General features: G+C 39.1%; 29 protein-coding genes. 24 read left to right on the forward strand and 5 right to left on the reverse strand.

From position 1 onward, the window contains the following. Positions 1-85: 85 nt before the first annotated feature. Together MHH86_RS14135 and MHH86_RS14140 are read right to left on the reverse strand one after the other, a co-directional pair. Complete coding sequence (locus MHH86_RS14135) at positions 86-907, reverse strand: DUF2785 domain-containing protein (RefSeq protein WP_076222652.1); 822 nt, start codon at positions 905-907, stop codon at positions 86-88. 28 nt (positions 908-935) lie between these two features. Then, positions 936-1,820 (reverse strand): AraC family transcriptional regulator, encoded by an 885-nt coding sequence (locus tag MHH86_RS14140; RefSeq protein ID WP_076222649.1) that lies wholly within the window; start codon positions 1,818-1,820, stop codon positions 936-938. 124 nt (positions 1,821-1,944) lie between these two features. On the opposite strand from MHH86_RS14140, the gene MHH86_RS14145 reads away from it, so the two are divergent. From MHH86_RS14145 to MHH86_RS14155, 3 genes are read left to right on the forward strand one after another with little or no spacing between them, the layout of a single operon-like run. Further along, positions 1,945-2,832 carry a sugar phosphate isomerase/epimerase family protein gene (locus MHH86_RS14145; protein ID WP_076129303.1) on the forward strand — a complete coding sequence of 296 codons (888 nt, stop codon included), beginning with the start codon at positions 1,945-1,947 and terminating at the stop codon, positions 2,830-2,832. 18 nt (positions 2,833-2,850) lie between these two features. Further along, on the forward strand, positions 2,851-3,882 hold the full coding sequence (locus MHH86_RS14150) for a Gfo/Idh/MocA family oxidoreductase (protein ID WP_076222647.1): 1,032 nt from the start codon (positions 2,851-2,853) through the stop codon (positions 3,880-3,882). A gap of 41 nt (positions 3,883-3,923) precedes the next feature. Further along, entirely contained in the window at positions 3,924-4,397 is a 474-nt protein-coding gene (locus MHH86_RS14155) for a GNAT family N-acetyltransferase (protein ID WP_076316260.1), read from the forward strand. A gap of 62 nt (positions 4,398-4,459) precedes the next feature. Here the strand turns inward: MHH86_RS14155 and MHH86_RS14160 are convergent, their stop codons facing one another. Continuing rightward, positions 4,460-4,954 (reverse strand): hypothetical protein, encoded by a 495-nt coding sequence (locus tag MHH86_RS14160; RefSeq protein WP_076316203.1) that lies wholly within the window; start codon positions 4,952-4,954, stop codon positions 4,460-4,462. A gap of 170 nt (positions 4,955-5,124) precedes the next feature. Here MHH86_RS14160 and MHH86_RS14165 point away from each other — a divergent pair, with 170 nt between their 5' ends. The 11 genes from MHH86_RS14165 (at position 5,125) to MHH86_RS14215 (ending at position 12,277) form a co-directional block, all read left to right on the forward strand. Next, positions 5,125-5,991: a S66 peptidase family protein gene (locus MHH86_RS14165; RefSeq protein WP_076316261.1), complete on the forward strand. Its 867-nt coding sequence runs from the start codon at positions 5,125-5,127 to the stop codon at positions 5,989-5,991. 17 nt (positions 5,992-6,008) lie between these two features. Further along, on the forward strand, positions 6,009-6,581 hold the full coding sequence (locus MHH86_RS14170; protein ID WP_036678282.1) for a DJ-1/PfpI family protein: 573 nt from the start codon (positions 6,009-6,011) through the stop codon (positions 6,579-6,581). Positions 6,582-6,612: 31 nt separating this feature from the next. Beyond that, a complete protein-coding gene (locus tag MHH86_RS14175; RefSeq protein ID WP_036678279.1) occupies positions 6,613-7,119 on the forward strand; it encodes a DUF2569 domain-containing protein in 507 nt (168 codons plus the stop codon). Positions 7,120-7,146: 27 nt separating this feature from the next. Continuing rightward, on the forward strand, positions 7,147-7,674 hold the full coding sequence (locus MHH86_RS14180; RefSeq protein WP_076141689.1) for a ClbS/DfsB family four-helix bundle protein: 528 nt from the start codon (positions 7,147-7,149) through the stop codon (positions 7,672-7,674). 15 nt (positions 7,675-7,689) lie between these two features. After that, on the forward strand, positions 7,690-8,205 hold the full coding sequence (locus MHH86_RS14185) for a TlpA disulfide reductase family protein (RefSeq protein WP_051491011.1): 516 nt from the start codon (positions 7,690-7,692) through the stop codon (positions 8,203-8,205). Positions 8,206-8,215: 10 nt separating this feature from the next. Further along, positions 8,216-8,719, forward strand: a complete 504-nt coding sequence (locus MHH86_RS14190; protein ID WP_036678275.1) for a GNAT family N-acetyltransferase — start codon at positions 8,216-8,218, stop codon at positions 8,717-8,719. Positions 8,720-8,739: 20 nt separating this feature from the next. Next, positions 8,740-9,456, forward strand: coding sequence for a hypothetical protein (locus MHH86_RS14195; protein WP_036678273.1), 717 nt, complete (start codon positions 8,740-8,742; stop codon positions 9,454-9,456). 9 nt (positions 9,457-9,465) lie between these two features. Beyond that, entirely contained in the window at positions 9,466-9,903 is a 438-nt protein-coding gene (locus MHH86_RS14200; RefSeq protein WP_174890037.1) for a hypothetical protein, read from the forward strand. Between the two features lie 3 nt (positions 9,904-9,906). Continuing rightward, positions 9,907-10,950 carry a serine hydrolase domain-containing protein gene (locus tag MHH86_RS14205; protein ID WP_036678270.1) on the forward strand — a complete coding sequence of 348 codons (1,044 nt, stop codon included), beginning with the start codon at positions 9,907-9,909 and terminating at the stop codon, positions 10,948-10,950. 94 nt (positions 10,951-11,044) lie between these two features. After that, positions 11,045-11,926 (forward strand): PhzF family phenazine biosynthesis isomerase, encoded by an 882-nt coding sequence (locus MHH86_RS14210; protein WP_036678267.1) that lies wholly within the window; start codon positions 11,045-11,047, stop codon positions 11,924-11,926. Between the two features lie 135 nt (positions 11,927-12,061). Further along, complete coding sequence (locus MHH86_RS14215; RefSeq protein ID WP_036678264.1) at positions 12,062-12,277, forward strand: sulfurtransferase TusA family protein; 216 nt, start codon at positions 12,062-12,064, stop codon at positions 12,275-12,277. Positions 12,278-12,279: 2 nt separating this feature from the next. Here MHH86_RS14215 and MHH86_RS14220 read toward each other — a convergent pair whose 3' ends face one another. Next, positions 12,280-13,164 carry a LysR family transcriptional regulator gene (locus tag MHH86_RS14220; protein WP_036678261.1) on the reverse strand — a complete coding sequence of 295 codons (885 nt, stop codon included), beginning with the start codon at positions 13,162-13,164 and terminating at the stop codon, positions 12,280-12,282. A gap of 173 nt (positions 13,165-13,337) precedes the next feature. On the opposite strand from MHH86_RS14220, the gene MHH86_RS14225 reads away from it, so the two are divergent. The 9 genes from MHH86_RS14225 (at position 13,338) to MHH86_RS14265 (ending at position 23,668) form a co-directional block, all read left to right on the forward strand. Beyond that, the gene (locus tag MHH86_RS14225; protein WP_036678259.1) at positions 13,338-14,027 is read left to right on the forward strand and encodes a YeeE/YedE thiosulfate transporter family protein; all 690 of its coding nucleotides are present in this window, start codon (positions 13,338-13,340) and stop codon (positions 14,025-14,027) included. Positions 14,028-14,092: 65 nt separating this feature from the next. Continuing rightward, positions 14,093-14,320, forward strand: a complete 228-nt coding sequence (locus MHH86_RS14230) for a sulfurtransferase TusA family protein (protein WP_036678256.1) — start codon at positions 14,093-14,095, stop codon at positions 14,318-14,320. 22 nt (positions 14,321-14,342) lie between these two features. After that, on the forward strand, positions 14,343-14,903 hold the full coding sequence (locus MHH86_RS14235; RefSeq protein ID WP_232061338.1) for a YeeE/YedE thiosulfate transporter family protein: 561 nt from the start codon (positions 14,343-14,345) through the stop codon (positions 14,901-14,903). A gap of 84 nt (positions 14,904-14,987) precedes the next feature. Beyond that, the gene (locus MHH86_RS14240) at positions 14,988-16,208 is read left to right on the forward strand and encodes an FAD-dependent oxidoreductase (protein ID WP_076316204.1); all 1,221 of its coding nucleotides are present in this window, start codon (positions 14,988-14,990) and stop codon (positions 16,206-16,208) included. A gap of 244 nt (positions 16,209-16,452) precedes the next feature. Continuing rightward, a complete protein-coding gene (locus MHH86_RS14245; RefSeq protein ID WP_036678250.1) occupies positions 16,453-17,421 on the forward strand; it encodes an ABC transporter permease subunit in 969 nt (322 codons plus the stop codon). Positions 17,422-17,450: 29 nt separating this feature from the next. Then, complete coding sequence (locus MHH86_RS14250; RefSeq protein ID WP_036678249.1) at positions 17,451-18,347, forward strand: carbohydrate ABC transporter permease; 897 nt, start codon at positions 17,451-17,453, stop codon at positions 18,345-18,347. A 72-nt stretch (positions 18,348-18,419) separates the two neighbouring features. Then, positions 18,420-20,105 (forward strand): extracellular solute-binding protein, encoded by a 1,686-nt coding sequence (locus tag MHH86_RS14255; RefSeq protein ID WP_170914248.1) that lies wholly within the window; start codon positions 18,420-18,422, stop codon positions 20,103-20,105. 172 nt (positions 20,106-20,277) lie between these two features. Next, a complete protein-coding gene (locus MHH86_RS14260; protein WP_036678246.1) occupies positions 20,278-21,858 on the forward strand; it encodes a response regulator in 1,581 nt (526 codons plus the stop codon). 16 nt (positions 21,859-21,874) lie between these two features. After that, on the forward strand, positions 21,875-23,668 hold the full coding sequence (locus MHH86_RS14265; protein ID WP_036678245.1) for a sensor histidine kinase: 1,794 nt from the start codon (positions 21,875-21,877) through the stop codon (positions 23,666-23,668). A 36-nt stretch (positions 23,669-23,704) separates the two neighbouring features. Here the strand turns inward: MHH86_RS14265 and MHH86_RS14270 are convergent, their stop codons facing one another. Continuing rightward, on the reverse strand, positions 23,705-23,911 hold the full coding sequence (locus tag MHH86_RS14270; protein WP_036678243.1) for a DUF1657 domain-containing protein: 207 nt from the start codon (positions 23,909-23,911) through the stop codon (positions 23,705-23,707). A 208-nt stretch (positions 23,912-24,119) separates the two neighbouring features. On the opposite strand from MHH86_RS14270, the gene MHH86_RS14275 reads away from it, so the two are divergent. After that, entirely contained in the window at positions 24,120-24,980 is an 861-nt protein-coding gene (locus MHH86_RS14275) for a DUF421 domain-containing protein (protein WP_036678238.1), read from the forward strand. Positions 24,981-25,686: the final 706 nt, after the last annotated feature.

Here is a 25,686-nt window from a genome sequence, read left to right on the forward strand (position 1 = left end):
AATAGACCCGTCAACAGGTAGCAAGTTCTCCACGCATTTGCAGTAGATGGAAAGTGAGGGTGCTCTAACCCTCACTTTTTCTTAATTAGGAATAGTATACTTTTTCTACTTTGTATAATGTATGCTCGATTGTTGGACAGAGATTGGCATCTACTTTGTAATACTTAACTCGAAAATATAAACTTTTCAAAAAATTCTTTATATTATTTTTTTGTTTAAAGGCAGGAAGAAATTCTGGAGTTTTCTCCACATCACCAAAACTTCGAATCCATTGCTCTACATAAGTCTGACTAAGCATTTTTCTATCTAAAACACTCATTAAGGATCTTACCATTCGCTCATCTTCCCCATCGGAGTATATTCGATCTGTTATGGTCATCTTTTCGTAAACCAAATCGAGGATAGTTATAAGGTCATTTTTATCCAGTTCGGAACATTGAGTCAATTCATCTAAAGTATCTGCTGCATGGGCTAGGGCATGAGCCCAGCCTTTTTCTTCGTCATACCCCCGGTAATCGCGCTCATTTTGCACACTGCAAAATACCTTCTCCTTTATCTGATGAATTTGCTCTCTTGAGAGAAATGGTGATTCTTTATGCCTCATGAAGAGGAGTGGGATGACTAGCATAGAGAAAGATCTAGTGAAGACAGAGTCTGTATTGGTTTCGCCAAGCTTAAAATGCAAATGGTTTTTATCCAAGATAACGGGTATAAGTTGTTCCAGTTCATTTGTAGTTAGAGAATTACCTGGGATCCAATGTGATAAGGTTGTATAAATTAGCTCATCCCGTAGTTGGGCATCTAAAGAACCAATGTTATTTATCATTTCTTGTACCAACTGGAAGGTATCGGGAGGTGCTTGGTAATCATTTTCTTTTATGCATATCAACGTTTCTTTTAAATTCATTTTATAATCTCCTATTTTCCAGTGTGAATTATTTTCTAATACCGGATGGTGTAGTTCCTTTATATTGCTTAAACAGCTTGGTAAAATAATTAGGATTGTCGCAGCCCACTCGTCCAGCAATCTCCGTTACAGTAAAATCTGTCTCCAGCAACAGTCGTTCTGCTTCATTTACGCGGCAAAGATTAACATAATCGATGAAGGTTCGGCCGGTGAGCTTCTTAAAGGTTTTGCAGAAATGGTATGGATTTAGATTAACGGATCTCGCGGCGCTTTCAATGGTCATTTTCTCATCAAAATGGTTCTCCATGTACTCCAGCAGTGGCTTAAAACGCTCACGATTGAAGGATTGACGTTCATTTGTTCTGCCAGAAACCTGTTCAGGCAAAAAGGTACGGGAGAGCAATACAAAAAGCAGATGGAGTTGATTTTTGATGATCAGCTGAAATGCAGGACCTTTCTGATGCACTTCATCCACGATAGAGTTCAGAAGAGAGTAATAAGTAGAACAGGTTGGAACTAGTGCTGCTGGTTTAACTGGTAGCTGATATCGATTCTCCAAATAGGGAGCTACGAATTGTTCATGTTGAGGATCTTGCTTCCAATCTTTAAATAAAGAACTATGAAATACGACGGATATAAATCGGACATGATCATCCCGCAGACTATATCCAACATGCAAACCTCCAGAAGGAACAAACAAAACCTCTCCGGGATGCAGTTCGTAGGGCTTGCTGTCGATGTGGAAAATGGCGCTGCCTGCTTGCATGATAATGATTTCGAAATGCTCATGCCAGTGTAGAAAAAGGATGTTCTGGCCGATTTTCGCATGTCTGCATTCATTAAAAAACAATCGAAACGGATAGGTGTTTCCTTCTAATTGAGGGTATTCTTTAAGATCATTAGGATAGCTCAATATTTATTCAACTCCCACAATATACGACTATATAAACACAATATAATAAGAGTTTTAAGCTCAAATGCAGTATATACTCGGGTTATAGAACTTACTATAAACCAATATTGGAGTGGTACACAAGATGAAGGATACAATGCGTATAGGCACATTAGTTGGAGGCGGAGATGCTGTTAGAGTGATTCCGCAAATCGTAGGTCATGGCTTCGAATCTTTTAGCTTAACCTTCTGGCAGACTACAGGTGAAACAGATCTTGTGGAAACTGGTAAGCGTGTGCAAGAACTTGCGGCAAAACATGATTTTGTGATTTCATCGGTTGGCATCTTTGGCAATCCTTTGACGAATACGGGTGACAATTCCGATGCATTAGCGAGCTGGGAACGGCTTATTGATCATGCTCATGTATTTGGTACTGATATGGTATCAGGATTCACGGGACGACTACCAGGAGTGTCCATTGATGAATCGATTCCGAAGTTTGCCGAGGTATTTGGTGAGCTGACAAAAAGAGCAGCAGATCGCGGAGTAAGAATTGCTTTTGAGAATTGTTCCATGGATGGCAATTGGACTTCTGGGGACTGGAATATCGCTCATCATCCAATAGCCTGGGAAAAGATGTTTAACGCTGTCCCTGCTGACAATATGGGACTCGAATGGGAGCCTTGCCATCAGATGGTGCAGTTGATTGACCCGATCCCACAGCTGCGCAAATGGACAGATAAGATTTTCCATGTACACGGTAAGGATGCCACCATCGCTTGGGATATTGTAAAAGAATATGGAATCCACGGCCCGAAACCTTATGTATGGCACCGTACTCCGGGTTTTGGTGATACGAACTGGACGGATGTGATCTCCATTTTGCGTCAGGCTGGTTATAAAGGCACCATTGATATTGAAGGTTGGCATGATCCTGTCTATCGGGATGAACTGGAAATGATGGGTCAAGTACATGCCTTGAATCATTTAAAACAATGCCGCGGAGGCAGCTTTGTGCCTAATCCGCTTTAATAAGTCAGGGGGAGAAATATGACAGCACAGTATCGGGTAGTAGTTGCAGGTTGCGGAGGAATGGCTAATGCATGGATTGAATACGCTTTATTGCGTCCAGATACTAAGATCGTTGCTCTAGTAGATATAAGGTTGGAGTCAGCTGAGGCGATGGCCGTGAAGCATGGGATTTCATGTCTGACGTTTACGGATATTAAGCAGGCGATACAGGAGACCGCAGCAAATCTCATCTTTGACGTTACTGTTCCAGGAAGTCATTTCAATATTTCTAGCACTGCATTGGAACTTGGATGTAATGTGTTTAGTGAGAAACCTTTAGCTGAGACTATGGAGGAATGTAATAAGATTGTTGAGATCTCGGAACGGACTGGAAACGCTCATGCTGTGATGCAGAACCGCCGTTATGATCCTCGTATTCGTTCTTTAAGAAAAATCATAGAATCAGGAACCATCGGAAGAACAGGATTTATCGGTGCAAGCTTTTTCCTTGGGGCTCATTTCGGGGGGTTCCGTGATGTGATGAAAAGTCCGTTGCTGCTGGATATGGCGATTCATACCTTCGACCAGGCCCGGTTTATTAGTGGCGCGAACCCTGTGTCCGTATACTGTCAGGAGTTTAATCCTCCCGGTTCATGGTATGAGGGGAATGCTTCGGCAGTGTGCATTTTCGAGATGTCCGACGGTTCAATATTTACCTATCAGGGATCTTGGTGTGCAGAAGGTGCATCCACGTCATGGGAAGCTTCTTGGCGGGTTAACGGGGAGAAAGGAACAGCAATCTGGGATGGTCATGAGCTGCCATATGCTGAGGTAGTTACTGCAGGAGATCAGAGCGATAAGTTCATTCGTGACGTAAAGCGTATAAATGGAGATAATGTTGAGATGAATAAAACATTCCATCACGGGTGTTTGGATGAGATGTTCTTGTCATTGGCAGAGCAACGTCCTGCAGAGACGAATTGTAGAGATAATCGGTATAGTATGGCAATGGTGTTCGGAGCGCTGGAAAGTGCTGAATCTGGCCGGAAAATCGATCTAGTGGAGTTCTGAGATTGACTTCTGTTACTACAATCGCCAGCAAGGAGATCAAAATGGATATTAGAGCTTACCGAGAATCGGATATTAGTCAAATTGTCTCATTGTTCTACGAAACAGTTCATTCCGTAAACAAACAAGACTATTCACAGGAACAGCTAGATGCTTGGGCACCTAAAGAGGAAGAGGTACTTAAGCATAATACTTGGAGAGCTTCTTTGCGTCAAAATATCACTTATGTAGCCGAAATTGATAATATTATTGTGGGCCTTTCTGATATGACAGCAGAGGGACATTTGGATCGATTATATGTTCACAAAGATTACCAAGGACTAGGTATAGCCTCTGCATTGGTGAGTAAGCTTGAATTGAAAGCGAAAGAACTGGGTCTTTATGAAATGGATGCCGAAGCAAGCATCACTGCAAAACCTTTTTTTGAACGACGGGGATACCAACTTATTGCGAAACAAAGTGTAGAACGAAAAGGTGTTCTGTTGGTCAATTATAGGATGAGTAAAAAAATAATGTAATTCAAAAAAGCAGGTTGCTCATTAGAGCAGTCTGCTTTTTGTGATAAGAAGGATATTCAAATTCACCCATCAATCAAGTTCATTAATGCTATAGTATCAAATCGATCCCCTTGCACTAACCATTTACCGTCCACATCAAAGAGAGTCAATATACCTTCCAAAGGCACACGTTTACTTTCTTTGTCATCCTTATCCAATAAAACAAGATCCACCGTATATTTTAACTCGACAATATCCTTTTTTTGTTCGGAAAGGTTGAATTTTAGGTTTTCCGGTTTTAAAGAAAGCTTTTGTGTATCAGCGATTTTAAATGGGATAGTTGTAATTCGGTTCGCTATAGCCTTTTCGGAAAAGTATTCTGTAAAATACGGTTTCATCTCTTCATTTCGCGCAAGAATGGATTCATCAGACATTAAATCCTCAGAAGCCTTGACGGTATATTCTACATTTTTATATTTCTCTGCGGCTTTAGTAGCATCATCTACTTCTGAACTACATCCCATAATTAACGCCAGGGATAATAATATCATACTCAATATCAACGGTGATTTACGCATTAGTACACCCCCAATGTATTTGATCTTGCATTATTATACTTATATTACCATGTTGTGGTTTCATAATTTCAAGAAGAAAATGATTCAACTCCCTAAATATGGTATGGTGTAAATATGATCGTAAATTTGCGGTGATTAAACTAAAAAGTAGCATCGAAAGGATTATTAAAATGAACACATCCTTAAAATTCACACACGGGAATAAAGTAGGACTGATTGCTTGTTCAGATGGTGTGAGAGTAGAGAACTTACCTAAAGTAGAGGAATTAAAAAAAGTTTTGCATTCATTTGGACTCCATGTAGTGGTGGCTAATACTTTGTTTAGAAAAGATGGTTATTCCAGTGGAAATCCAAAGGAAAGGGCAGCGGAGCTGAATCAACTATTTAAAAATACTGAAATTAGCGCGATATTCGATATTTCAGGTGGGGATTCTGCCAACCAAATCTTAGAGTACATAGACTACGAAAGTATCCGTATGAACCCCAAACCCTTTTTTGGAATGAGTGATTTGTCAGTTATTTTGAACGCTTTATTTACGCAAAATAATTCGAAATCCTATCATTATCAGTTGATGAATTTAGTGTCTTCTGATGGGGCAGAGCAGCAGAGGGCTTTTTATCGAACATTCTTCGAGGGGCAAAACGATCTTTACGATTTCCGGTATCATTGGGTTCGTGGTAACCAGATGAGCGGGATAGTAATCGGGGGGAATATTCGCTGCTTTTTGAAGCTGGCAGGGACAAGCTATTTTCCGGATCCTTCGGACAAAATTTTATTGTTGGAGAGTTTAAGTGGCAGAGCTAACAAAATAGTCTCCTTTTTTGCTCAGCTCCAGCAATTGAAATATTTTGATGCTTGTGCTGGATTGATTCTAGGGTCATTTTCAGAACTAGAGAACTTTAATGAATTTCCGATAGTAGAAGCGTATGTGAAGGAAATTAGCCATTCCACCTCCATTCCTATCATAAAGACAGCTGAGATTGGGCATGGCAGTAACAGTAAGTTTATTGTTGTGGGCGATAAAATCACTTTGTAAAAAAGGTGGAGTGTGCGATGGGCAAAATTCTTTGCTTCATATCTGATGATTTTGCGGATTTTGAGATTACCTTGGCACTACATAAGATTAGAAATGTTGGAAAAAAAGAAGTGTTATCCGTAGGATACAGTTATGAATCTGTAGTTAGCGAATCTGGTCTGACTTATCAACCTGATTTGGTCCTCAAAGAAGCAGTTAAGCTTAATGATATTGAAGGGCTAATTATTCCCGGAGGTCCGATTGTAAATCAAAAACAGGATTTAACTGATCTGATAAACCATCTTGATCGAGAAGAGAAGATGCTGGCAGCCATATGTCATGGACCACAGTATTTAGGACGAGCGGGCATTTTAGACCATTGTAAATTCACTACTTCGTGTTCAGTAGAAAGAATCAGTAAACTTAATGTAGAGGATCCATTTCCAAGAGACAATTATGTTGATAAGAGAGTAGTTAGAGATGAACATATCATTACTGCTAAAGGCCGTGCTTTTGTTGATTTTTCATTTGAAATCTTTGATTATTTAGGGATTTATCAGGATCTAGATGAAGAAAAAGAACAATTGTTTAGGGATATTATGGATAAATAGCAGTGATAGATGATAAACAGGGAGAGTTGACGTGGAAACTAATTTAAACGAAAAGAAAAATGATTATAAACCATTAGGGATATCAGGACTTGGGGGATGGTTGATTCTTGTACAAATCGGTCTTTATGGGACGATTATCATTCAGTTGATGCAGCTTTTTCAGGATTCTTTTACAGCATTTGATGCCGATATCTGGACTGCTTTTACTTCTAAAGGTTCGGATTTCTATCATCCCTTGTGGGGATTTATAATTGTTTTTGAAACCACTTTCAATATAGCTATATTAGCGTTTAGTGTATATATTCTAATTAATTTCTACAGAAAAAAAGCATTTTTACCACGGTTATTGATTATTTTCTATATTGCAATCCCTGTAGTAGGAATCATTGATGTTGTACTTCTTTATCAAATTCCTCTTGCCAGAGAACTTGGAAATGGAGATTCACTCAAAAGGATCATTAGGTCAGCGTTTACTTGTGCAATTTGGACTGCATATTTATTGAAATCAGAGCGAGTACATAATACATTTGTAAAGTAATTTAATAAAGTGATTTAAAGGAGGGGTATGATGTCAACTGATTATCTATCAAAAGAAGAATTGAAAGATGCGATTCATATTGCCTATCAGTCTCTTGATCAAGAATTTGACGGCATTGAGAACTCCCAAAGAGACAATCGTATGGAAGGGGTTGATCGAACCCCAGCAGAAATCATTGCTTATCAATTGGGCTGGTTGAATCTTGTTATGAAATGGGATAAGGATGAAAAAGCAGGGTTAACCGTTATTACACCTTCACCGGATTATAAATGGAATCAACTTGGCGGATTATATCAATCGTTTTATCATACATATGCTGCCTACTCATTAGACGAGTTAAGATCTTTATTTCAAGAGACAGAACATCAGTGGCAGAACTGGATTGATTCTTTAAGTGATGAAGAACTTTTTACGCAAGGCGTGCGGAAATGGACAGGAAACAATCCAAGATGGCCTATGGTCAAATGGATTCATATTAATTCAGTAGCACCGTTTAAGACTTTTCGTTCTAAGATTCGCAAATGGAAAAAGCTTAATGTAACTAAGGAAGTATAAAAGGACGGATTATTTTTGAAGAAAATATCTATTATTGTAAGTACATTTATATTTTTGATTGCATTAAGCTCGATTATATTTGTCGTGGTAAACAACTCTGCAAAACCCATTAAAAGTCCTGAGAACATTGAACTAAAAGAGTTGGCGAATGGAAACAAAATACAAGTGGACTTCTCGAAGAAACCCACTGTATTCGTATTTTTCACCTCATGGTGTCCATATTGTAATGACGATGCTCCTAAGATTGTCTCATTGTATGAGAAATATAAAAATAGAGTGAACATATACGGAATCAATTTGCTTTATCAAGATGATCTTTCTGATGTAGAACAATACGTGGCGAATTACAACATTAAGTATCCCGTTCTCCTAGATGAAACAGGTGATCTCCATAAACAATTTGGTGAACAAGCTTTTCCTGCGTTGTTTTTTATAAACTCTGATGGCAAGGTTATGGATCAAATTATTGGCTCGACTGATTTTGACGCAATTGAGAGCTCGTTTAAGATTTTCATTAAAAACTATGATTAAGGAGGTTGAAATGAATACGACTCATTTAGAGATTTTTGTAGCAAAAAATCAATCGGATGTGGATATATTTTGGGGACTCTTTAATAGTTACATAAATGAATTATCTCTCCATGTATCTATGGGCGATGATTTTGACCTGGGTTACTTTTATTCAGACGAGTATAGAGAGATCATTGAAGAGCTAAGAACAAGAGAAATAAATCCTTTAAATTTGTTTCTTATACATAAGGACGGTACTATGCTTGGATTTTTAATGTATGTTACTTATTTTAATGAGGGTGGAAAGTGTTTTTTAATGGAGTATTATATTGAACCTATGTATCGGAATTTAGGGTATGGTGAATTTACCTATTCAATGGTCGAAAAACATGTTTATGCAGACGGTGCAAAGTATATCGAGTTAACCCCGACTAATGATGCAAATGAAAGGTTTTGGCGCAGTGTGGGATATATGAAATCATCGGATATGGATGAGGATCATAAATATATTTATCGGAAATCTCTTTGTATCTAAACCGTAAGGAGTTAATCCCTATGATCAAAAGAAGAAAGAAACTCATAATCATCTCCGCATTTCTTTCATTTTTACTTCTGATGCTGATTGTAGTCTATATGATAAATCCTCAACCTGTTAATGCAATGATGGTAGACTTTTCTAGTATGGAGAAGCAAGGTGAGCATATTTATGTAGAACCAGATATTTCAGAGGTCACAACAACGATACTTTTGAACGATTTCGAACAATCGAGGGAGAGAGTTTCTGGGTTCTTCGAAGATTTACAAGACAATCCAACCCTTCTTTTTGTTCAATCTCCACACGCTCTTGAGAAGTATGCTCAGAAGAATCGAACGGGCCAGACTTATTATACTTATTGGGGAAATTACATTGTTATTGGTCCAGACGGATTTAACGCGGATGTAATCGCCCATGAATTGATGCATAGTGAGTTAAGAAAGAGGTTGAAGAATAAGGATGAGGTTCCGGTGTGGTTTGATGAAGGTTTGGCTACCTTAGTTGACTATAGATATAACAGCGATAAGTTTATAAGTTTTGACAAGATAAATGAGCTAAGTAGTAGAGATGTCTTTTATGAACCCTCACATGTAAAAGAAAATTATGAGATCGCCCATTCAGAAATTAATAGATGGTTTGGAATCGTTGGAAAGTCAGGTTTAGTAGAGCTTATTGATGGATTAAATAATGGAAAAGAGTTCAAAACAATCTATAAATCAATCGAATCCCAAAGCTAGGAGGTTGAGATGAAGAAATTCATTATTGTAATTCTAGCCATAATTGCTTTATCACCATTACATGCAGTCTCCGCGGATTGGGCCGGTTCGTTTGTTGTTTATTCAGGTGACATCTACGAAATATCAGACGATGAACTCATCCCCTCGGAAGAAATCAATAAGAAGATAGGGCATGTAACTAAATATTCCGATGAGGAAGGAACGTACAGGGGGAATTTCTCGAATATTTATCCTAAAGGTACGCCTTACTATTCGATTATCAATACCGATCCAAAAGATTTCATTGCTATTAAGACCCAAGAGGGTATCTTTGTAAAAGCTTATAACAAAGGCCATTATCCCAATGATGAATTGGTTAAAAAAACGATTTGGATGTATTTCTTATTGGGGACATCGATTATCGTCTTATTAATAATAATTTGGATAATAAAGCGGAGGAAAGGATGATCTATGACAACTAATACATCACAAAAGATAGAACAAGCCTTCAAAAAAACGATAAGCTCACGTCACATTCACGAAGGCGTCCTATACATTGAGAATACAGATGGCGACTACTCCTATAATATTGGATATGGGGAGAAGAATATAGACTCACCTTTGCTAATGGCCAGCATCACCAAGCTGTTTACCACCACCTGTATTTTGGCCCTACAAGAGCGAGGTAAACTGTCGTTGGATGACAAGGTTACACAGTATTTTGATAACGCTGTGTTAAGTGGTCTTCATGTCTTTGGTGGTAATGATTATTCGTTTGACCTGACAATATCCGATTTATTGTTTCAGGTTAGTGGCTTGCCAGATGTATTTGAAGAAGGAAAAGAGAATGACAAGCGTCGTGCGATTAAGGAGGATTATTATATTACCTTCGAGGAACAGATTGCATTAATTAAAAAATTGAAGCCTCATTTTATGCCTCGTACCAAACGAAAAGCATATTATGCGGATATAAATTTTGATTTACTAGGTGAAATCATTGAGAAGGTAGAGCAGTCAACATTAGCAGAAGTCTATAAGCGGTTCATATTTGATCCCCTGTCACTCGTAAGTACATATCTCCCTGAAGGTGACAACGATTTTGTACCGAATATCTTTTATCAAAATAAATCAATTAACCGTTCCAAATTTATTAGGAGTTGTCGTGCGAGTGGAGGATGTATCACCACAGCTCGTGAATTAATGATATTTATCAAAGCTTTCTTTGGTGGGATGCTATTTAAAAATGAGTTGTTTAAGATGCTATCGGCTTCTAATAAACTTCAATTATCGATGGGACCTATTTACTATAGCAGCGGCTATATGAGAATTCCTTTGGATGGCTTGTCCACGCTTTACATGGGGAAAGGTGAGTTACTAGGGCACTCCGGTTCAACAGGTTCGTTTGCCTTTTTTTATCCTATTAAAAATTTATTCATTGTGGGGGATCTAAACCAGATGGGTAATCCTGCACTCCCCATTAGGCTATCAATGAAACTTGCTATGATGATGAAATAAAAAATAGTGAACGCCAAGAGTTAGGATATTCACTGCTGAATTATTATACTCAGTCATCCAACCTTCATAAATCTTTAATAAAGGAGACGTACCAGTGAACAACATCAAAGTGCTTCATTATGATGCGTTTTCTCCTTATCCGAACAAAGGAAATCCAGCTGGTGTAGTATTAGATGCGGCTCATTTGAGCGAAAGTGACATGCAATCGATAGCTCATAAGGTCGGTTTTAATGAAACAGTTTTTGTAGTCTCATCGGATGTAGCTGATTTAAGGTTTAAGTATTTTACGCCAGGCCATGAGATCAATCTTTGTGGGCATGCAACTATGGCTTCTTTATTTGCTTTAAAAACAAAGGGTATCCTTGGAGAGGCAAGCTCGGTAAAGATCGAAACAAACGTGGGTGTGCTCCCCATTCAATTCAGTATGGACAACAATAATCACTTACTAATAAAAATGAAGCAAGATCATCCCGAGTTTATTGAATTTGACGGTGATAGAGCTAAGCTTGCCCATGCTTTAGGCTTAACAGTTGACGAATTTGATGAGGATATGCCGATTGTTTATGGCTGTACTGGCGCATGGACTCTATTAGTTCCAATTAAGAGTATAGATAGCTTTAATAAAATGAAACCGATAAACGAGTTGTTTCCGGAGATTTTAACGCAGCTTCCAAGAGCATCGATACACCCATTTTCACTCCACACGCTTGATCCGCACGCTTTAATGCACGCCAGACATTTCTCATCGCCTTTTTCGGGAACCGTTGAAGATCCAGTAACAGGTACAGCATCGGGAGTTATGGGGGCTTATTATTTAAAATATATTAATCCGCACATGGACTCAATCCAATTTGATGTAGAACAAGGACAAGAAATCGGTAGAGACGGGAAAGTAAATGTAGAAGTGTACCGACTAGATTCTGATAGAATGGATGGAACTGCGGTGTTTGTGGGGGAGGTAGATTTAGGGAAATGATAAAATATACTCAGCTTGGAGTGTACGGAGTCTTAGTGATACCCAGTTAGAAGCGTTACATCAACTCCTTTTGTGAAGAAAATAATGCTGGGTCATTATTAGAACTTTAATGATCTATGGAATGGAGGTAACCTCATGATTGAAATTGATTGTCTGGGAGAAATCTGCCCAGTACCAGTAATGATGTTAAAAAAACATCAAAAAGCCATTCAAAATGGCGAAAAAGTGATGCTGGTTACTGATCATAGCTGCGCGAAAGTTTCTATCACGGATTACTGTCGTGGTTCAAATCTAAAATGTTCCATTCAAGAAGTCATTAATGGGGTATGGGAGATTACGATTGAGCTATAAGTTCAACATAATGTATCAATCAATGTCTTTTCTATATAACGAATTAATTGTTTCGTATCATTGTCACAACGCTGATTGTGTTTTTTTACCATGTAGACATCGTTATTTACCTGGAACTGATCAATATGAATGATCTTGAGTTGTTTACTATACAACTCTTTTTTTATGGACATATAAGGGAGAAAGGCGACACCATGTCCTCTAATGGCAGCAAGCTTTACCGCCTCAATGGAGTCCAGATTAAACAGTATATTTAATTTAAGCTCCCCTGCAGATATGTTGTTCAAAGCCCTTTGCACACAATGAAGCTGTGAGGACCAGATTAAAGGATATTTAGGGAGCTCATTCAGTGTGATTTTATCAGGACATACAGTCGTACTGCTTGCCACTAACATAACTTGATCAGAAAACACCATATTGGAGCATAATTCAGATTTCGGGGAAGGCCCGGAAATAAAGCCAACATCACCTTCTTCAAGAAGTAAACGTTCCTCTACTAGTGACGATGCCCCTTCGTTTAGAGTGATATGGCAATTGGGAAAATGTTTTTTTACCTCATATAAGGTACAGGGCAGGGCATAATTACAGACTTCTGGAATCGCATAAATAGACAGCTCATGTTGTGTTGGCTGTAAATGATTGATTTCTGTGACCATATCATCATATAATTTACAGATTTGCTCCGCATACTTCTCCGCTATAATCCCTGCTTCTGTAAGGCTGGCCCCTTTATTACTTCTCACAAAAAGCTCAGAACCCAGGGTATTCTCCCAGGATTTCAACTGCTGACTAAGTGCGGATTGGGTGATATGAGATTTCTGAGCGGCTTTAGATATACTTTTTAACGAAGCAATATCTAAAAATAATTTAAGCGTTTCCATATTCATACTTATTCCTCCTGTTGCCCGCTGTTAGTGCACACTATAGCATACTTGATTACGCTCCATCTGTGCCATTAGTAACACTTATACAGCATAAAGAAAGCAGATAACCACAGCTCGAATAAGTATGTTACTATTTTCACATAGTCAATTACATAAAACGATGGAGGTGTTAGAATATGGGGCAAACCGTAAGTCCCGAAACGAAATCAACCCGAACCAGAGCTCCTAGAAAACCTAAAAAGAGTCAGTTGCCCATCGCGTTGCTGGTTACAGTTCTCATTATTGGGTTTGGTTTTTTCCTAGACCATTCCCACGATAAAATGGTTGTCTACCTGCTTTTCGGTATTTCGTTTGGCGTTATTTTGCAAAGATCACGATTCTGCTTTACTGCATCACTTAGAGATCCATGTATTACAGGCAGCACATCGGTAACAAGAGCTGTACTGATAGCATTTTCTCTCGCTACGATCGGATTTACAGCCATTAAGTATCCAGCGTTCCTGGAAGGTAAACCGATTCCTGGGATGGACAATGTGGGTCAAATCAGTTTTGCTTTGATAATTGGCGCTGTATTATTTGGAATTGGCATGGTTATTGCAGGTGGTTGCGCTTCGGGTACATTGATGCGTGTAGGTGAAGGGTTCACAATGCAGATGCTGTCGCTTGTATTTTTTATCATTGGTTCACTTTGGGGATCACATGATATGGGTTGGTGGAGAGCTAACGTTATAAAGGATGCACCAACAGTATTTTTACCAGACGTCTTTGGTTGGCTTGGAGCACTAGTTGTTCAGTTCCTGATCATTCTTCTGTTGTACATCGCTGCAGTTAAATGGCAAGAGAAAAAGATGGGAAGCGCAGATTAGTATAAGTTATTACGTGAATATTTTCACTATTGGTATTTCAAAAAAATATAAAGGTGGTTTTTAAGATGGCTGAATTTACACTTGATTGCATGGGAGAAGCTTGTCCGGTACCGTTAATGAGAACAGAAAAGAAGATGACTGAACTAAATGTTGGAGACGTTTTAGTTGTTGCTATTGATCATAGTTGCGCAATGAAAAACGTACCAGAATGGGCGAGAAAACAGGGACATAATGTGGAAATCGAAGAGGTCGATGATGGCGAGTGGGAAGTTGTTATTGAGAAGGTAAAATAGGATCGCTGAGTAGGAAAGGACGGTGAATGAAACGGTGAACGAATTCTGGTTGAAGATATCGTCTAACCGCTTTTACAAGCAATTGCTCAAAGAACCGTTTACTTATGTAACTGGAGCTGTACTTCTGGCTGTGTTCGCTACAGCACATCTGGCTGTTTTCTCAAAAGGATGGGGAGTAACCAGCGCCTTCGCGGACTGGGGAGCTTGGGCGTATCGACTGGTAGGAGGAAATGTAGATAACTGGGCTTACTTTAGTACGGAGAAAGCTCAAAAAACATTATCTTCCGGATTTTTAAATGATGGTGGGTCCATTCGAAATGTAGGGATTATCTTAGGTGCATTAGCAGCGACATTGTTTGCTTCCGAGTTCAAGCTTAAGAAAATTAAGTCCAAAAAGCAGGTAGTGGCGGCTGTACTTGGTGGGTTGCTCATGGGGTACGGAGCTAGACTGGCTAATGGATGTAATATAGGTGCATTATTTACGGCTATAGCTTCTTTATCGCTTTCAGGCTGGATTTTTGGATTGTTCCTGCTGGTTGGTGCATTTATAGGCAGTAAATTATTAGCCAAATTCTTTATGTAAAAGTGAAATAGGCTGAGCTTATAGTGCTGACGAGAGTCAGCCTATTTTATTGAAATCAAAATCTACACAGGAGGGACAATTGAAATGGAAAAGAAGACAGAACAGTATGATGTCGTCATTATCGGTGGCGGGGCTGCTGGATTAACAGCAGGGATCTATTGTGGACGAGCAAAATTGAAGACACTCCTTTTGGAAAAATCGCTGGTAGGCGGTCTTGCGACTTATACTAATGAAATAGAAAATTATCCTGGTTTTCCTGAAGGAACGACCGGAACAGTCCTTATGGGATTATTTCATAAACAAGCCAAAAAATTTGGTGTTGATTTCAAAATGACAGATGTCAAATCTGTCTCGGTAGTAGAAGACATTAAAGTAGTGGAGACCTTTCGGGTACGATATGAGTGTAAAGTCATTATCATAGCCAGTGGAGGAAAACCAAGAATTACAGGTGCAGCTAATGAAGATATGTTCTTATATGATAAAGGGATTTCCTTCTGTGCAACCTGTGACGCTGCGGCAAATACGGGGAAGACAGTTATGGTCGTTGGCAGTGGTGATGCAGCTATTGAGGAAGGGATGTTTCTAACTAAGTTTGCTGATAAAGTGATCGTATCTGTCATGCATGATCATGGGAAAATGGATTGTAATGAAATTGCCAAAACGCAGGCACTAGAAAACCCTAAAATGGAATTCATGTGGAATACGGTGGTAAGTTCTTTCGAAGGTGAGGAACGTTTGAATTCCGTCGTCCTGAAAAATTTAAAATCTAATGAACTGCAAAACGTAAAGGTCGATTCATGTTTCTTATTTATTGGATACACCCCGAACACAGAAATCTTATCAGGTGTAGTAGATTTGAATCGAAATGGTTATGTACTTATTAATGATAAAATGGAAACGAATATCCCTGGTGTTTTTGCAGCAGGAGATGTGTGCGATAAGTTTCTAAAACAAGTTGCTACCGCTGTTGGCGATGGTGCCATTGCAGGGTATGGTGCAGAGAAGTATATATCTGAATGTGAGGTGTATGAGCATCAAATTCTGAATCAAGGCAAAGCATCTGTTGTTTATTTATGGAATGCCACAGATCCTTCCTGTCGGGAGTTATTGCCTCTAATTGAAGGATTTGAGCAATCCCATTCGGATGTCAGGATCACAAAGGTAGATGTATATAAGTCACCCGGACTTGCCGCCAAGCTAGGAATAGATTCAGTTCCTTCTATTGTTTATCTGGATAATGGGAAGGTCCAAAAAGTAATTACTGAAAAGATAAATGAAGAAATACTGAGTACTCTTGCTAATTAAGGAGAAAGTCAAAGACACATGCAGATGTTATCTCTGTATGTGTCTTTTTTTATTCAAGCTTAAGGAATATGAGACGAGCTAATGCAAGAGAGTGTCAAAGTATCAATAATAGTTGTTTTGTCATATATTTTTGAAAGCGCTTAAACCTTATGATTATTTTATAAATGTTGCAACTTTAGCGGAGGGAGAAAGGACATCAATTATCTGTACATATCTTCAAAATCATCACAAGGAGGATTCACCTATGGCGAACGCAAGCGTCGCACCAGACAAGAGATCAGGACCGAATCTCAACAAGCAACGAACTAGCGGGATCAGACGCTTTTTTAAGCAAATAGATCTACAGCTTATGGTATTACCAGCACTTGTTCTAGTTTTTATTTTTGCCTATATCCCCATGTACGGGATTCTAATTGCATTCCAGGATTACAAGTTAGGGAATAGTTTTATTAGCAGTGACTGGGTTGGCTTTAAGCACTTTATTTACTTTTTTAATGCACCTGAATTTGAAGTGGTTATGAAAAATACAATCATCATCAGCTTACTGAAATTTTGTTTTGGATTTCCTGCACCGATTATTTTGGCGTTAATGCTGAACGAAGTTCGTAAGATGTTCTTTAAACGGGTTATTCAGACCGTTACATATTTGCCTCACTTCTTATCTTGGGTAGTTATCGGCTCAATGGTTACCTCGATGTTATCTGTAGATAACGGCAGTATAAATATGCTGCTTGAGAAATTGAAATTTATTGATGAACCGATCAACTTCCTTTCCATGACAGAATATTTCTGGGGCATTCTAGTTACAACCAATGTATGGAAAGAAATTGGATTTGCTTCAATCGTCTATTTAGCTGCCATTGCTGGTATTGACCCGCATTTATATGAAGCGGCTTCGATGGATGGTGCAAGTCGGTTTAAACAGATATATTTGATTACGTTGCCTTCAATTATGCCAGTTGTAATCATCTTTATGATTTTGGCAATCGGTAATCTGGTGAATGCAGGATTCGAAGATATTTTGATCCTAGCTTCTAATCCAGCACTACGAGAAGTGTCAGATTCAGTTGATGTATATGTTGTACGTGTCGGTATAGACAATTTCAGGTACTCCTATGCGACTGCTATCGGATTGTTCAAGGCCGTGATCAGCGTGACATTACTTACCTTTGCCAACTTCATTGCCAGAAGAGCAGGGAACAGCTTGTGGTAATGAATTACTCAATATAGGGGGACCAAACTATGAAACGTATTAATATAGGAGATCGAATATTTATAGGATTCATATATGTATTCTTGACTTTACTGGCATTTTCCGCCTTTTATCCATTTTGGAATTCACTTGTTATTTCCTTTAATGAGGGGATGGATACTTCGAAAGGCGGAGTTACTTTCTGGGTCCGTGAGTTCACGCTTGAGAATTATAAGATCGTTTTTGAAGATTCCCGTCTAATGGGTGGATTCGTCATTGCTACATTGCGGACGGTAATCGGTACAGTAACAGCGATACTGGCCACTTCGATATTCGCTTATGGAATGTCGAAGCGTGAACTGATGGGTCGCAAATACTACATGATTATGTGTATCATTACTATGTATTTCGGTGGGGGACTGATACCGTCATACATGCTTATCAGAAGTTTAGGTCTCTTCAACTCATTTTGGGTGTTTATTATTCCTGCACTGGTCAGCGTATGGAATATGATCATATTCCGGACCTTCTTTCAAGGTCTTCCACAAGGTTTAGAGGAGTCAGCAAAGATTGACGGTTGCGGGTATTGGGGGACTTTTGTCCGCATCGTACTTCCTTTGTCGGGGCCAGTTATAGCAACATTGTCTTTGTTCACAGCAGTAAATCACTGGAATGAGTGGTTCGTAGCGAGTATTTACATTACGAAAGAGGAGTTAATGCCGATTCAGACCATCTTAAGACAGATACTGTTCTCTAATATTGCTTCAGAACAGCTGTCTAATGTAGATGCAAGCTCCATTGCTCATATTAACTCGGCTAAGAAAATAACCTCGAAGTCATTAACGATGGCTACGATCATGGTTGCAACCATTCCGATTGTATGTGTGTATCCATTCCTACAAAGATTCTTCGTTAAAGGGGTCTTGGTCGGATCATTAAAAGAGTAGGATGATAGAATGAGATTGGGTTTAGAGCGTATTGCTTTGAACATAGATTACAAATTGAAAGGGGAAAATACATTGAAGACTAAGAGAAAGATGCTTCTCGGTATGATGTCTACCTTGCTATTAACGACTTTGGTGGCGGGTTGTAGTGGCAACAATTCAAGCGCTCCAGCGGCAACTGCTGAACCAGAGAAAGAAGGAGGAACAGCGGTCAACACAGCAACTGAAGCTCCCGCGGCTGATTTGTATGAATTAGGGAAAGAACCGCTTGAAGTCTCATTCTACGGAAATTACGGCTGGTATCAAATGCCGAAATGGGGCAAAGATGCTGCTTCTAAATGGATTTTAGATAATCTGAAGATTAATGTCACAGGAATTAGCTCTGGTGGTAATAACGCTCAAAAGCTACAAACGATGATCGTTGGTAACGAGCTGCCGGATATTGTGTGGACCGAGAAAGGTGCTGACGTAGAACGTCTTCGCCAAGCGGATATGCTAGTTCCTTTAGATGAATATATTGATAAATATCCAAACTTTAAGAAATACCTAACATCTGGACATTTGGAATTACTTCGTTCCCCTGATGGGAAGATTTATCAGCTGCCGAATTATTATACAACTCAACCAAACGGAAATGCCGGTTATGCTATTAATAAGAAGATTTACAAAGAGCTTGGTTCTCCTAAGCTAGAAACGACAGATGATTTGTATGCATATTTAAATGCTGTTAAGGCGAAGTTCCCTGACGTTATTCCGTTCGAGACAGGCTTAGCGAGAGATGGTAACGGAATTGACCAGTTATTTTCCTCTTTTAAAGAGAATAATCTGTCGTATACTAGAATATACGCCGTACCTGATGGCGACAAAATGGGTTCGATATACAAGGATGAAGGATTCCGTGAGTCTGTTGTATTTGCTGCTAAATTAATGCGTGAGAAGCTAATGACGCAGGATGCGAATACACAAACAGAAGATCAAATTAGAGAGAAAGCGATGAATGGCAAGTTTGCTGTTATTGCGACTTTTGATCCAATGAAATTGCTCGCCACTGCTGATGAAGAGATGAAGAAGACGGATCCAGAAGCTGGTTATATGTTTATTAAACCGATTTACAAAGCTGGTTTGGATCAAAGTAAGATTACTCCAGGAACGTACAATCAGTTAGGTTGGAACGTTGCTACAATCACTAAAAACGCTAAAAATCCAGAGGCTGTATTCGCTATGCTTGACTGGATGACAGGACCAGAAGGTTCTATGGTTCTTAACTGGGGTCCTCCAGGACCAGATGGTTATTGGGATGGATTTGAAGCAGATGGACTTACTCCTAAATTTAATAAAGATAAGTATCTGAATGAGCCAGAAGCTCTGTCCGAAATTAGCGGAAAAGCCGGTGACTTGGTATGGGTAGGTAATACAGTTTTCTTGGATAATACAAAGAAAATGATGTTGCAAACCCTTCCAGCTGACAAGATTGACTTTAGTAACCGTTGGCAGATGGAAGTTACTTGGGCTTCACAAGGTGACTTTACGGAGTTCCTGAATTGGGATCCGGCTCCAGACAGTGAAGAAGGTATTATTAGACAAAGTGTCAGAGATATCTGGTTAACAGCAAGAGCAAAATCTATGTATGCGAAGACTGATGCAGAAGCATTAGCAATTCTTGATAAAGCACATGAAGATTCTATCAAGGTTGGCTATGAGAAATTCCTCGATTATGTAACAAAAGTATGGACAGAAAATAAGAAAGCTTTAGGTAAATAATAATTTGTAATACGAAGGTTTGCTATTTAGCGAGCCTTCGTTTTTACGTCCCATTTCTAGTGCTCATTGCTTTATAAGCTGTTAGGTAAGAGAATGAATGGTATACTGAAAAAGATTGGTTAGTAGAATTCAGCAGGTTGGTTTAAAAACATTTCAAAGGAGGATTGTGTTGATGTACAACGTATTATTAGTAGACGATGAGATGCTTGATCTTGAAGGCATGAGACAATTCATTCCTTGGAATGAACTGGGGATGCAGGTCGTGGAGGCAGCGAATAACGCGTTTACCGCATGCGATATTTTAGAACAGCATGTTATTGATATTATTGTTAGTGATGTGAATATGCCGAATATGTCGGGTCTAGAGCTGGCTCGGATTGCCATAGAGAAAAAAAACGATATACGTGTGATTTTTGTAAGCGGTTACCAGGATTTCAGTTATGTGAAACAGGCGCTTTCGCTAAAAGCGTATAGCTATGTCCTTAAACCAATGGATGACAAGGAACTTATTGCTGCACTTCAGAAAGTTAAGCAGGATTTAGATGATGAAAGTAAACGGCGTGACGTTGAAGAAGCTTATCAGCATATGATTCCTATGGCCAAAAATGATTTGTTGATCCGCTTGTTTGAAGGGGAATGGGAGGGGGATACTCAAGCTGGAATGTTGAAGCTTATGAAATCCTACGGTCTGGATAAGCTGGAATGGCCTATACGTGTGGCGGTCTTGGAGCTGGACTATTTCAACTGGTTTCAAGAACAAGATAATCTAACTAAACATCTAATGTCCAAGGACTTTCTATATGAAGTGAATACAATTGCTCAGAAGCACGGGATGCCTCATTGCTATAAGGTATCGTCTTATCGAATCGCGTTGTTGATTAACGAACAGGAGATGGAGAGGTTTATTGAAGAAATTTATGACTCGATTCGTACAAAATTTCCTGTCACTATGACCGTAGGTGTAGGGAAGCCTACATTTGCTATGGAACAGGTCCACACCTCCTATCGGCAAGCTATGGAAGCCGTTGACGGAAAGATGTTTCTTGGCAAAGGCAAACTTATTATGTATGAAACGGTTAGCAGCGAACCTGGAATGATTGATGCCCGTACGTTGGATACCCGTATGGATACGCTTTTTAAAGCGATGAAAGAATATGAGTTAGTCCTTATTTATGATGAGATCGATAAGCTGTTCAGATCCGTGAGTAGTCTAAGATCTAAATTTACGATTCATAATCTAGCCATGTATATTATATGGAAGCTGGATCAGCAGTTGAAGGAGGTTAGCGAGGATTTATTTGAAATCTTAGGTATGGAGTTACATAGTTTAGATATTTTGCTTCAATTCGATACGATCAGTGATATACGCTCTTGGCTTGTACTCAAAACGTTTGAAATATCCGAGTACCTACGAAGCAAAACAGAGTCAGTGAACAATAAACTGATTAGAGAAATTATGCAAATGATGAAGGATAAGATGAGCGAGAATTTTACGTTAAAGGATATTGCACAGCAGTTCTCTTTCTCACCCAACTATTTGGGATATCTATTTAAAGAGGAAACTGGGAAAACGTTCAGCGAAGTACTCATTCAGCTGCGAATGGAACAAGCAGGCAAGCTTTTGAAAGATCCGAAGTGTAAAATCTATGAAATCGCGAGCCAGGTAGGTTACCGTTATCTTCCTTACTTCAGCAGACAGTTCAAAGAAGCCTATGGTATGACACCTATGGAGTATCGTAAGCGGGAGAAGTGATGGGGGATGATGTTGCATGAAACAACCAAGAAGAAAACATAAGTATGTGCCGATAGGGTATAAATTAATGCTGACCTATATTTTTTTCATTATTATCCCTGTATCCGTGATCGGTTTTGTCTCTCACTCTATGTACAATGATTCATTACGCGAGCATACAAGTTCGAATATTAAAGGTACGTTGTTGCAGATTCGCGATAATATTGATTATAAAATGGGGGAAGTTATTCGGATATCAACGCAATTATATAGTGATTATGATTTCTATCGGAATTTGCGAAGTTATGAAGAAGGCTGGGAAAATTATGATAGGATGTCTATGAAGGTACTTCCAAAGCTGGACGTAGCTATTCAATCAACGGGTATGAGGATTGGGATGTCGCTATTTTTAAAGAATGAATCCATTCCTGAGATCTATTCGAATTCACTTGAGGGCTATCTGGATAATAGTAGCTTCTATCATCTTTACCATATGAAACGGATTGAAGGGAAATCCTGGTATTATGATTTTCCAACCGAGAAATACGCGGAGACTATGAAATGGTGGCAGATCGAGCGCGATGTAGAAAATAATCGGATCTCGTTGCTCCGTAGATTAATAGATACATACGACCCTCTCGTGCCTAAGGAGATTGGCTTCTTGCGGATTAATGTAGGCATTCCAGATCTGTTTAATAGTGTGAATTATACGAAGATAGGAAAAGGAAGTATTCTAATTTTAAAAAACGAGTTCGGAAGAACGATGTACCAATCGGGAGAACTACCAGAGCACTATACCAATGAAGCCGAACTTAATAAGGATTACCTGACGATTAGTGAAACAGTTACGGTTTCTAACCAAGCTTGGCAATTAAACGCGCTAGTTCCAATTACGATACTTGAACAGGATGCAGTGAAGGTACGACTGTTTATTATTTTAATGTGTCTCATCTGTTGTGTTGTTTTTAGTTTTGTCGGCATATTTATATCCCGATATTTTTCAATTCGGATTAATAAGTTCGTGTACGTGCTGAATGCCTATCGGGAAGGTGATCTTCACAAGCGTATTTCCTATCGAGGCAAGGATGAATTCTCTCAGATTGCAACCGCGTTAAATGATATGGGCGAGAATATCGATATGTTGATTAAAGAAGTATATTTGACGCAGCTCCAGAAGAAGGAAGCAGAGCTTGAAATTCTACAATCACAAATCAATCCTCATTTCCTATATAATACGTTGTCATCTATTATTCAATTAGCCAAGTTTGGTCAAAATGAAAAGCTGCAGCAGATGGTGCTGGAATTAGCGAAGTTTTATCGCCTGACGCTTAATGAAGGACGTACCATGATTCCGGTCCCCACTGAAATTGAACAAGCAAACGCTTATTTAGAAATTCAGAAAATTAAATACGGTGATCGTCTGGAAGTTATGTTTGATTTTGATACAGAAATCTGGCCTTATGAGACCATAAAACTGATTCTACAACCATTTATCGAGAACGTGCTGAAGCACGCCTGGTGTGGTGACCACATTCATTTACGCATTGTTGGGCGTAAAGAGGGCAATGATATTCTGTTCCGCATCATTGATGATGGAATCGGCATGAGACAGGAACGTATTGATCAAATTTTTGATCCAAAGGGCCATACGAATACAGGTTATGGGGTCCGTAATGTGGATCAGCGGATTAAACTGCAATATGGATCTGAGTATGGCGTAACCATTTTTAGTCGTGTCGGAATTGGCACTTCTGTTCAGATACTTATTCCGGCTAATAAGGGCAAGCGTGGCATTCGTTCGAATATTGTACATGATGAAAAGGGGTCTTAAAGCTAGTTTTTCTAGCCAAGACCCCTTTAGCTTTAATTAGAACCCTTTATATTGAGGCTCTTCGGACTCTAATTCGGTTACCCGGTTCTCTACTTGAGTTACGATTTGTTGTGTTTGCTCAGCTGCGTTTGTGAACAAGGTTTTTGCACTCTCGTTTTGTGTTTCTAGTGCAAATTGTTCAAGACTGGCTTGAGCACCTTTTAAAGAAGATAAACATGTTTTTACTTGTGAGGCTACTGTCATTGAGTTTCTCTCCTCTGTGTTGGATTATTAGCATGACGATTGCTATTGTCCTCAAATGCATCTATCGTTATGCAGGAAAAAAATTCATGTTTGTAGTAATAGAGGATTTTCCATAAATAAGTAGTGAAATTCCGGAGTGAATGCGGCTTTGTTGACAAATAATGAGTGTTAGTAAACAAGCTTTGATTCAAAAAGGAGGGTATTTGTAATGCCGGAGTGGTTGGAGGTTATAGTTCGAACGCTCTTTGCTGTGGTTGTACTTTTCTTTTTAACAAAATTACTGGGAAAGAGACAAGTATCGCAGCTCTCGTTCTTCGAGTATATTACGGGGATAACCGTCGGCAGCTTAGCCGCTTACATTTCTTTGGATACGGATAAGTTATGGCATTTAGGGCTCATTGCACTGATTGTATGGGTAGCTTGTTCTTTAGGGATCGAATACCTTCAGATGAAGAGTAAAAAAGCAAGAGACTTTATTGATTTCAAGTCTACCGTACTAATTAAGGACGGGAAAATTCTCGAAGATCACATGAAAAAAGAACGTTTAACCACAGATGAACTGCTGGAGGAGTTACGCAAAAAAGACGTTTTCAATATATCGGAAGTGGAATTTGCGATTATGGAATCTGATGGAGCCATAAATGTTTTACTTAAGAGTGAAAATCAGCCGCTAACCCCTAAGCAATTGGGTATAAAGGTTGCTCCAGAGAAAGAGTCACAAGTTGTCATTATGGATGGTAAAGTGCTCGACAAACCATTAGATACTCTAAATCTAACGCGAAGCTGGCTTGATGGTGCCCTTGAAAAAATGGGTCTGACTGTTGAAAATGTGTTTCTTGGACAAGTAGATTCTTATGGTGAGCTGACAGTCGATTTGTATGCCGATAACTTTAAAGTCCCACAGCCGCAGGATAAGCCACAATTATATGCTTTGCTGAAAAAGTGTGAAGCTGATTTAGAGATGTTCAGTTTATCAACAGATAACGAAAAAGCTAAAAAAATGTATGAACAATGTTCGGAGCAATTGCAAGCTTCACTGAAGGTTTTGAAACCGTTAATTCAAAACTAAGGGTATAGATAAGGCACTCTCGAGTGAGATCGAGGGTGTTTTTTTATATTAATTTAAATAAATGTAATAATATGGGCACAAAGTAGCTGTACAACTTCAAAATATTAATTATAGTTGAGATTAGGCTGGAGTTATAGATGACACAGGATTGGAGGAATGTCCTCGCTTTTTATTTAAATCACAAAAACAAGGAGGAAGATGTTCACGTGAAACTAAAAGGACAATTTTCATTCGGAATTATGGTTACGCTTACAACTTCGCTGGTTCTAGGTAATTTGGTATGGAGTAACCCTACCGCACAGGCAGCAAATATTTTTAGCAATGATTTTGAGAATGGAAATGCCGACAATTGGACGAGTACAACAGGAACTTGGTCTGTAGTTGAAGAGAGTGGCAATCATATGTATTATCAATCCAGTCAAAACGAAGGACGTTCGTTCTCCGGTAGCAACACGTGGACAGATTACAGTGTTCAAGCCGATGTGAAGATTGATAATTTCAATGGAACTAATCGAACTTATGTGTGCGGGCGCTATGTTGACGGAAATAACTATTATGCTGCATCTCTGTCTAACAGTAATGGTGGGACGCTTGAAATACGAAAAAAGGTGAATGGTTCAAGTTCAACACTGGCTAGTAAAACTGATTTTCCTATAACCACTGGAACTGCCTATACAGTTAGGCTGGAGCTTAGTGGAGATTCGCT

Origin of the sequence: Paenibacillus sp. FSL F4-0097, from assembly GCF_038593125.1 — a bacterium.
Lineage (GTDB): Bacteria > Bacillota > Bacilli > Paenibacillales > Paenibacillaceae > Paenibacillus_AQ > Paenibacillus_AQ odorifer.